Genomic DNA, 9,798 nt, shown 5'->3' with positions numbered 1-9,798 from the left:
ACTTATGCTTTTTGATCTTTGTTACGCTAAAATTTTTTTAGCGAGGAGATATACACACATTTATTAAATTTATTTTATAATTATGGAAAACAATAGAGAATGTGAAGATCGGATGACGGTTAGACGTCCGTTCCGAATGAGTTTTTTTGCTCTGATCTTTGCTCTGATTCTTTCCTCTTTTCAGACATTGTCTGCACAAAACCGTAAATTAGAAGGTACGGTATTTGATGAGCAAGGGGAACCTGTGATTGGTGCGACGATACGGGATTTGTCATCGAAACGGACAACAACAACTAACATCGATGGAAAGTTTACGTTACAGATTCCTGAGAATGCCACGATTAATGTGACATATATCGGATGTGTACCGCAGAACATTACAGTCAATTCTAAAACGACTTTCTTGAAAATCACGTTAAAACCGAAAGTTCAAGAGTTGGAAGAAACAGTTGTAACGGCTTTGGGTATTCGTCGTGATGCTAAATCTTTGACTTACGGACGTCAGACCGTAAAGATGGATGATGAAATGACCCAGACCCGTGATGCGAACTTGTTGAATATGTTGCAAGGTAAGGTTTCGGGGGTTCAGATTATATCTGGTGGAGGTCCTGGAAGTTCGACACGTGTAGTTATACGCGGTAATAACTCTATTACGGGTAATAACCAGCCGCTTTATGTGATCGACGGTATTCCTATTATGAATGATATGGGAGAAAATGGTGAACTCGATTATGGTAATGCTGCTGCCAACATCAATCCGGACGATATAGAGAGTATAGAAATTTTGAAAGGAGCGAATGCCTCGGCTTTGTACGGGTCAGACGGTGCGAACGGTGTTATTTTGATTACGACGAAAAAAGCCCAGGCTCGTGCAGGATGGGGTGTCTCATTCTCTTCTAATGTGCAGTTGAGTCGTCTGTACCAATATCCGGCATATCAGAATATTTATGGTTCCGGTATGAATGCCGAAATCAATAATAATGCATTGAATATGACAGGTAAAAACGGATTAAATACTACCTATAATCCTAATTTGCCTTGGGGAATATTTAACTTGACATCTCAAGATGCCAGTGATCGTAGTTACGGTCTTCCTATGTTGGGTTTCCCGATTATCGGGCGTGGAGGAGAACTTCGTTCTTATTCTCCAAATAAAAATAATATTTCGGATCTTTATAAAACCGGTATTGCCTGGACAAACTCTTTGTCTTTTGATAAGGTAACGGATAAAGCTTCGATACGTTTTTCTTATACCGTATTAACAGCTAATGATGTAGTGAAAGATTGGAATGAGCGTACTCGTCATTCGTTCAATTTGCGTACACAATCTAAGTTGACCGATCGTTTGACAGCCGATGTCAACGCAAGCTATACATACGATGCCATGGATAACCGTGGATACCGTAACTCTTCGAGCCGTAATCCGTTGTTTATATTGGGAAATTTGCCTCGAGATACTTCTGTTGAAGAATTGATTCCTTGGAAAGATGGAAACGGTAAACCGTTCAACTTAAATGGCGGATTTACCAATCCGTATTGGTTGTTGTATGAATTACCGAATCATGATACGAAACATTGGTTTATGGGAAATATCACCTTGAATTACCGTATTTTGAATTATTTGAATTTCCGTTTGCGTATTGCTACCGATTTGCAAACTGCCAGAGGATGGGAATATACCAATATGTATAGCCAGTTCGATACGGACGGTCAGTTTAAAGAATTTTCCCAAATGGCTCAGAATAACAATATCGAGGCAATGTTGAACTTTAATAAACGTTTCAAGAAAGATTGGAATTTGACAGCATCGATGGGGTATTCATGGCAACATCGGAGAAATGAACGTACCAATTTGACTGTAGGAACGACTTCTCAACCGGATATGCCGAGTTTGGCAAATAATGGAGCTATTTTGACTGGAAACGACAGTTATGATGGTAAAGAGAAAGTTTCTGTATTTGCGATGGCCAATGTCGGATATAAAGATATGGTCTATTTAGACGGGACAGTACGAAATGACTGGTCTTCTACTTTGTCTCCCGGAAATAATTCTTATTTCTATTGGTCAACGGGGTTGAGTTTTATATTGACTCAGGCATTTGAGATTCCTAAAGAGATATTGACATTCGGAAAATTGCGCGGATCTGTCGCTACAGTTGGTAATGATGCCCCGTTCGATTCATTATATGATGGTTTGAATCTTGCAAACACCTATTTGGGAATGCCTTATTATATGACTGATAATACTCGTAAAAATCCTAATTTGAAACCCGAACAGACAACGTCTTATGAGGTAGGTGCCGATTTCCGTTTTTGGAACAATAGGATCTCTGTCGATTTTACTTATTATTGGAAAAGTACGACAGATCAAATCATGCGGGCGAGCGTATCTTCAGCATCAGGTTATAGAGAACGTTTCGTAAATGCCGGAGAGATTCAAAACCGTGGTGCTGAGTTGACAGCTTCTATTACTCCGGTAAAAACGAAAAATTTTGAGTGGACAACAATTTTCAACTGGTCTAAGAATAATTCTAAAATCGTTTCTCTGACTCCTGGAGTAGACCGTTATCAGGTGCGTGCTGCCGGAGCGGATGGTTGTATCAGTTATGTTGAAGTGGGTAAACCCTATGGTCAGATGTATGGAACTGACTGGCAACGAGATGCTGCAGGTAATGTTATTGCTGATTCATCCGGTAAGCCTCTTGAACAAAAAGATGTATATATCGGTCATGTAGAACCGGATTTTTTGGGTGGTTGGAAAAACCAATTCAGATATAAAGGCTTTGATTTCTCATTCTTGTTTGACTTTAAAAAAGGCGGATTATTTTATTCTGAAACGGCTTATAAAGGGAACAATATGGGTAACAGTATAAAATCTTTGGAAGGCCGTGATGAATATTTCTTCTCTAAATGGGTATTGGATGAGAGCGACCAGGAACGTGCCGGTTATTTGAGACCGACCGATGTGCCTTTCCCGGCCGATAATTTGGCTAATCGTGTGCCGTATATGGATGGTGCTCGTCCTAAGGGGGTATATTTCCCGGGACGTGTATTTGAAGCAAGTATTGAAGGAATAGGCGGACATCCGGTTGTAAATGATTGGGTGAAGCCGGACGTAATGTTCTGTCACATATCCGGACGTAATGCCAAGATGAACACTTATGATGCGACTTATGTGAAATTGCGTGAAGTTGCATTGGGATATACTTTCCCGAAAAAGCTTTTGCGGAAAACTCCTTTCCAGAGTTTGCGTTTGTCGGCTGTTGGACGTAACCTGGCTATTCTGTTCCAGAATACTCCACAAGGAATCGATCCTGAAGCGACTTCTACGACTGGGAACGGTCAAGGTTTTGAGCAAGGTTATCCGTTGCCTACCGCAACTTATGGTTTTGACTTGAAAGTAACTTTCTAAAATATAGAGATGAATATGAAAAAGATAATGTATTTATTAGCCGGACTCTTGCTTTTTACTGGAATTACTTCTTGTGAAGACCGTTTTGAGGAAGCTAATACAAATCATAATAAAATATACACTGTTCGCTTGCAGGATGTATTTCCTGGTACAATTTATAAAAGTATTGATTGTATGGCAGAGATGAATTATAACTACTTTATGTGGTTTTCTCGCTATTCGTTCCTTACTTTCAGAGGTCCAAGCGATAAAGATAATACGAGCGGATCATTCAATAAGATGTATATTGATGTTTTAAAGAATCTGCAGATCGGTATTGATAGAGAAAAAGATATACCTGAAGCTGTAAATAGAGTGCAGATCGCCCAAATTTGGAAAGCATACCTATATTACTTTATGGCGTCCTCTTTCGGTCCTATGCCTATGCAGGATGCTTTAAATGCCGATTTGAATGAATACAGGTATGACTCAGAAGAGTCGATTTATACGGCAGTATTGAATATGCTCGATGATGCAATCGGCAAGATCGATTTGAATAAAGACGGTTTTGATAAAGATCCTGTGTATGCTGTTTCTGGAGGAAAGAGCGATATGTCTCGTTGGTTGAAGTTTGCCAATACATTGCGCCTTGAAGTGGCAATGAATACGCAAAGTGCGATTCCAGAACGTTCGCTTCAGGCTATTCAGGCAAGTATGGGCAGGGAAGATTTACTGATGTCTACTGTAGAAGATAATATGTGTCCGAGATGGGGAACTCAGAAAGATATCGATGTATCTTGGTATTATACTCGTTTTTTGAAAGAACTTGATACAAAACCGAATAATATCGATTCCTATCCGAATGTTAATCTCTACTTCTTTATCTGGCTGAGATCTTTCAATGATCCGCGTTTGGAAGCGTATTGTCAGAAAACGTTTGATTTTGAAGATCGTTTTGAGGTGCGGGATACATTGTTCCGTAAAAGTGTAATTGAGGGGCATGAATTGATGATGGACTCTATGATTGTTACATATAAAGTTCCGTATTGTCCTCGTGAAGAGTATTCTCCGGTTACGACAGGTGCTTGGGAAGTAGGTACTTATGACGGTGTCAATAAAATCCCAAGTCCGTTCTCAAGTGCCAATGTTAGTAGAGATACTTATTCGAAAGTCGCTTATGATCTTGTTAAGATGGATGCATTTCATCCGATTCTGACAGCTGCAGATGCTAACTTTCTGGCTGCTGAAGCCCAAATTAAATATGGATTGGGAGCAAAATCTGCTGAAGATTATTATAAAGCCGGTATTATTGCTTCATTCGACCAATGGGGGGTATCGGGCGCTTCCGATTATTATGAGCAAGATGGTGTGAAATGGAATACGAATGGAGAAGGTATGTATGATTATCAGGGTATTTACAAAGTTGAAGTTAATGGAGAAGGCGGTGATGAAAACCACTTGGAGCAAATATGGAAGCAACGTTATTTAGCTGATTTCTTTAATGGCCATGCTGCGTGGACTTTGGAACGTCGTACAAGGGTAATGAATTATCCTCCTTATTTTTATGCATCTGTTAATAATTTGCCGGAAGGTTCGAAAACGACTTATGATTATATTCCGGAACGGTTGGTTTATCCGACGGAAGAACTTACTAAAAATAAGGTGCAATATTATAAAGCTATCGATTTGTTACAAGCCAATTCTCCGCAATCATCGCCTATTTTTCATTGGGGTGATAACTTCTTTACTTTGTTGCAATTCGCTAAACCGTTTGATGTAGCAACCGGAGATGCCAAATGGAAAACCGGTACAGTAGTGTACAGTGCGAAATTTGCTCAAAAATGGTATGGTAAAGATTGGGATCATTTCTTGGAAGGCGTAAAGAAAGAGTTCCCGGCAATCAAGGATACTACGGAATTTGGCAAGTATATCGATATGAAGGTGATTAAACAAGTTGAGTTTACGCCCTATTGGTAATATATATTTGTATAAGTTAGAACACATAAAATCAATATAGAATGAAACGAAATAGTAAAATAGGATTGTATCTCTGTGCCGGATTATTGATGTTTTCTTCTTGTGCGAAGGATGACGGGCCCAGTATAGATGATTATTTTCTGAATTATGAAATTCCCGATGTTGAGCCACCTGCCGGTTTGCAGTTAGGAGCTTATTATATGAATCTGGGAGGCGGAGGAATGAATGCAGAGAAATATGCGCGTTTGAAACAACCTTTGGATTATGCCAACTCCATTTTAGGAGCGAATGTCATACCGATGTTGTCTTCTGTGAATTATCCGGAGGAAGGATCTAAAGCCACAGATGCTCCTTATCCGATGAACCCGAATAATGAGGAGTTTATCGCTATAGCTCAGCAGCAAGTAGATTGGGCATTACAGGCGGGACTGGACTTTTTCATTTTACCGAATTGCAATACTTCGATGGGTAAATATCCTAATGTGTTAGGAGATACTGCATTCGTTAATGTGGTGACAGGACGTCGTGATGTAACCGGAAAGGCGGCGAATGATCCGGCTTGTGGTGCTCTTGTCGATTTAAAGGGACTGAAGTACGTGATTTCGGTGAATATGAATAATTTTAATAATCAGCCGACGGCATTGAAAGCCGAAGAGGGCGGGCGTGTTGAAGAGGTGCAAGATGTGGTTTCTACTCGTCCTTTGAAGTATCAGACTCGGCTTCAGCGTTTTAATGATATCTTTAAGCGTATTGCCGATTATTTTAGTGATCCTAATTATTTTAAGGTTGACGGGAAACCTATGGTTGTTATTATTGCTGCAGATAAAACCCATTCTTTAGATAGCAAGAAGCTATATGCCGATATGAGGGCTTATGTGAAAGAAGAAAGAGGGTATGATATGTTCTTGGTCGCCCGTCAGGGAGCTTTTACGCCTCCGGGACGCTATCAATATTATTTTGTAGGCAATGTAGATGCGTTGTGTTGTGAAACGATGTATAAACAGACTAATTATAACCGTTCGCAAATGTACCCGCAACTGATAGACCAGAACTGGGCTTATTTCCAGAGTTTCTTGTCCAGCAACTTCGGGCACGAATTTATTCCGACAGTTTCTCCTGCATTTAATTGGTATGTAGAGAATCTGCAGAATTATGCTCAATACCCGTTGGTCGTTCGTAATAAAGATACGTTTAAAACATTATGTAATGTGGCAAAACGTAATTTGGGCAGACATCCTATCGTGTTTGTCGATTCGTTTAACGATTGGAATACCAATACAGCGATAGAACCTACCGATCCGGCTTACGGTGATGGCTATGGAACAGAATATCTTGATTTCGTAAGGGCACAGTTTAAGAGATAAAGGAAGTATAATATGTTTTGAGAAAAATGCGGAGGATATTTTTATTCTCTGCATTTTTTTATGATCAGACCGGTTGTTTAAAGAAATGGAATAACAGGCTTTTTTATATAAAAAACGAGTCTCGTTTCAGTTAAAGAAACGAGACTCGTTTTTATATAAGAATAATAATCTTTAGGCTTGTTCCAATTTCAATGTTTCTGTCGGTTGGTCGCAAACTTCTGTCGGTCCGAAGTATTGGATCGGTCCGGGATAAACATAGCAAGTCTCTTTAGCCCATTGTTCGCGCTGTGCTACAAAATGTTTAAAAGGTGCACCATCCAATTTTACCAATGCTTTTTGTATAACCGGTTTCATTTCTCCGTGGCGGCGTTCCATATTCATCATCATGGTTACAGGAACACCTCCTGCAATCCATTGATCTGCAGGTTTTGTAGTATTACGTACCGAAGACATGTATCCGGTCTTACCTTCACCGATCAACATTGCCGCTGTGTATCCTAATGAGTAGCAGTAGTCGGCATCGAAGTTAGAAGGAGCAGCGCAACGACCTTCGTATCCGAAGAAATGATGTTGAGCAGCGAATTTGCCGTTGTATTTGCCTTCAGCTTTCCATTCGGCCAATTTTTTGCTAACCATTTCTGAAAGTAATTTTTCAGTTTCGATCAATGATACTTGGACGTTTCCGTGCGGATCGCGGTCTAATGATAATTGACGGGCGACACCTTCGGGAAGGCTTGCATAAATAGCCGAATTTTCGGAAGAGAGGTGATTGATGATATAATTTCGTTGTTCTGATTTTTTAATCATAGCAAATTCATTGCTATTGTGTGCAAGGAAGTCGTTCAATTCGGCGATAAGTCTTTTCATGGCCGGAATGAATTCGATCAATCCTTCAGGGATAAGAACAGTCCCGAAATTATTACCTTGTGCTGCACGATCGGCAACGATCTTTGCAATATATGTCACAACATCGTCTAGTGACATGTTTTTGGCTTCTACTTCTTCTGAGATGATACAGATATTTGGTTGGGTCTGTAATGCGCATTCCAAAGCAATATGAGAAGCCGAACGTCCCATCAATTTAATAAAGTGCCAATATTTTTTTGCAGAGTTGCAATCACGTTGGATATTTCCGATAACTTCGGAATAAACTTTACAAGCCGTGTCGAATCCGAAAGATGTTTCTATCATTTCGTTTTTGAGGTCTCCGTCGATTGTTTTGGGACAACCGATTACCTGTACACCCGTATTGTTTTTTTTGTAGTATTCTGCCAATACGCAAGCATTGGTATTAGAATCATCTCCTCCAATAATAACGAGGGCTTTGATATTTAATTCTTTAATAATTTGTAACCCTTTGTCGAATTGGTCTTCTGTCTCGAGTTTTGTACGACCTGAGCCGATAATGTCGAAACCACCGGTATTCCGATATTCATCGATAATATCTTGGGTCAATTCGATATACTTGTGATCGACTAGACCTCCCGGTCCTAATAAAAATCCGTATAAACGGGAGTCTTTGTTCAGCGCTTTTAATCCGTCGAAGAGTCCTGCAATTACATTATGACCTCCGGGAGCTTGTCCACCCGAAAGTATAACTCCTGCATTGATTGCCGGGTAATTTTTTACTTCATTGCTTTCTATGAACGATAATACCGGCATTCCGTAAGTATTGGGGAATAATTTCGCAATAGCATCTTGGTCAGCTACAGACTGAGTCGGAGCTCCTTCTTGGATTTTGAGAGACCCTTTAAGCGCTTTAGGCAACTTCGGTTGATAAGCTGCACGAGCTATTTGCAGAGCACTTTTTTTCATTGTAATTGAGAATTTATTTGTGTTAATAATTAAAACTGCTGTCAATCTTACAAAAGCGATACAAATTTCGTCAATTTTTTTCAGAATGCAAAAAGAGCTTTTATCAATTTGACAAAAAATAAAGATAAAATCGATTGCACATTGTAGTGATATGCGACCTTTTAATCATGGATATGATGAGATACCATTGAAATTTATCGGTTATTTTTTCCGATGCTGAACGTATATCCGATAGAAAGGTTGAATTGTGTCCGTAATTCCATCGGTCTGTCTATACTTTCGGTAAATGGGAGATAAGTGTTTATTTTTATGGGAATTTGATACTTTTCTTTGTTAATGGATATTCCGGCTGAAGCAATTATCCCGACAATATAGTGAGGATATTCCATCGGATTGATGTTGTGTCCTAACTCTCGAACAGATATGTCGAGTTTATTTTTTACCGGAATATATACTTGTTGATAAAATCCTATTTCGAGTAGAGGTTGTATTTCCTTTTTTACCATCAATCTGCCTTCTACACTGATTTGATTATATATCCCTAAAGTACGAAATAAGTAATGGTATTCTATATCGTGATATGTTTTTGGTCCTGTAACGTTTCCTTCGTTATCTGTGAATTCATATCCGGGATGATAAGATATTTTGTCGTAATAGGTGTTTTTTTTAGCATTCAGATAGAACAGACCAAGTGCGACATTTAATCGAAGCCTGTCTGTGAATTTATTAAGGCTGCGGCTATATGTCACTCCGACATGTGCCATGGGACAGAGAAAATTTTCTTGTTTTGGATCGAGCAGATCTGTTGTACGTCTTTTTTGAAATCCGAAACTTGTGAAACAAGTCAAAAATTGAGAAGGTCTTTTATGGGGTTCTTTATATATGACACAATCTTTGTCTGTACATACGAGGTCATGATATTTTTTGAACAGAGCGATCATCTTATCTTGGTTATAACTTGATTTAGGTATATCGTTTTTCAATTTCTCTATTTGATTTATAAAAAGGCTGGTCAATTTCTTGTCGTTTCGTTTCGATTCCAGTTGGTCGTTGAAAATATCAGCCGGACAGATTATCTCAACCCAACTGTCTTCTTCCGGGATTTCGGCTAAGAATGCTGTGACAATAGACCCGAATGATTTTCGATCATTCATTTCTTTCGAATAATCTATTTGTGCGCAATATAAATTGATAATTCCTTCCAATAAACATTCTACGAAATATTTTCCGTTGAGATGAGCTGTTTTTATA

The 9,798-nt window shown here is 39.2% G+C and carries 5 protein-coding genes; 3 read left to right on the top strand and 2 right to left on the bottom strand.

Annotation, left to right across the window (positions count from 1 at the left end):
* Positions 1 to 82: 82 nt before the first annotated feature.
* The 3 genes from AC1WHX_RS07725 to AC1WHX_RS07715 are packed head-to-tail and all read left to right on the top strand — an operon-like array spanning position 83 to position 6,732.
* Positions 83 to 3,412, top strand: a complete 3,330-nt coding sequence (locus AC1WHX_RS07725; RefSeq protein WP_481229098.1) for a SusC/RagA family TonB-linked outer membrane protein — start codon at positions 83 to 85, stop codon at positions 3,410 to 3,412.
* Positions 3,413 to 3,427: 15 nt separating this feature from the next.
* Positions 3,428 to 5,368 carry a SusD/RagB family nutrient-binding outer membrane lipoprotein gene (locus AC1WHX_RS07720; protein WP_169721133.1) on the top strand — a complete coding sequence of 647 codons (1,941 nt, stop codon included), beginning with the start codon at positions 3,428 to 3,430 and terminating at the stop codon, positions 5,366 to 5,368.
* Between the two features lie 41 nt (positions 5,369 to 5,409).
* Positions 5,410 to 6,732, top strand: a complete 1,323-nt coding sequence (locus tag AC1WHX_RS07715) for a glycoside hydrolase family 99-like domain-containing protein (protein ID WP_009317721.1) — start codon at positions 5,410 to 5,412, stop codon at positions 6,730 to 6,732.
* Between the two features lie 171 nt (positions 6,733 to 6,903).
* Here AC1WHX_RS07715 and AC1WHX_RS07710 read toward each other — a convergent pair whose 3' ends face one another.
* Entirely contained in the window at positions 6,904 to 8,547 is a 1,644-nt protein-coding gene (locus AC1WHX_RS07710) for a diphosphate--fructose-6-phosphate 1-phosphotransferase (RefSeq protein WP_009317720.1), read from the bottom strand.
* A 194-nt stretch (positions 8,548 to 8,741) separates the two neighbouring features.
* The coding region (locus AC1WHX_RS07705; protein WP_481229097.1) for a hypothetical protein at positions 8,742 to 9,798 on the bottom strand (1,057 nt) is incomplete at its 5' end.

The organism is Coprobacter sp. (assembly GCF_982436375.1).
The sequence above is the reverse complement of the archived record's forward strand: the minus strand, read 5'-3'. Positions and strand labels throughout refer to the sequence as shown.

Excerpts from the sequence above, each read along its gene's own strand:
- AC1WHX_RS07725 (WP_481229098.1), top strand. The coding sequence starts at position 83 with ATGGAAAACAATAGAGAATGTGAAGATCGGATGACGGTTAGACGTCCG.
- AC1WHX_RS07720 (WP_169721133.1), top strand. The coding sequence starts at position 3,428 with ATGAAAAAGATAATGTATTTATTAGCCGGACTCTTGCTTTTTACTGGA.
- AC1WHX_RS07715 (WP_009317721.1), top strand. The coding sequence starts at position 5,410 with ATGAAACGAAATAGTAAAATAGGATTGTATCTCTGTGCCGGATTATTG.
- AC1WHX_RS07710 (WP_009317720.1), bottom strand. The coding sequence starts at position 8,547 with ATGAAAAAAAGTGCTCTGCAAATAGCTCGTGCAGCTTATCAACCGAAG.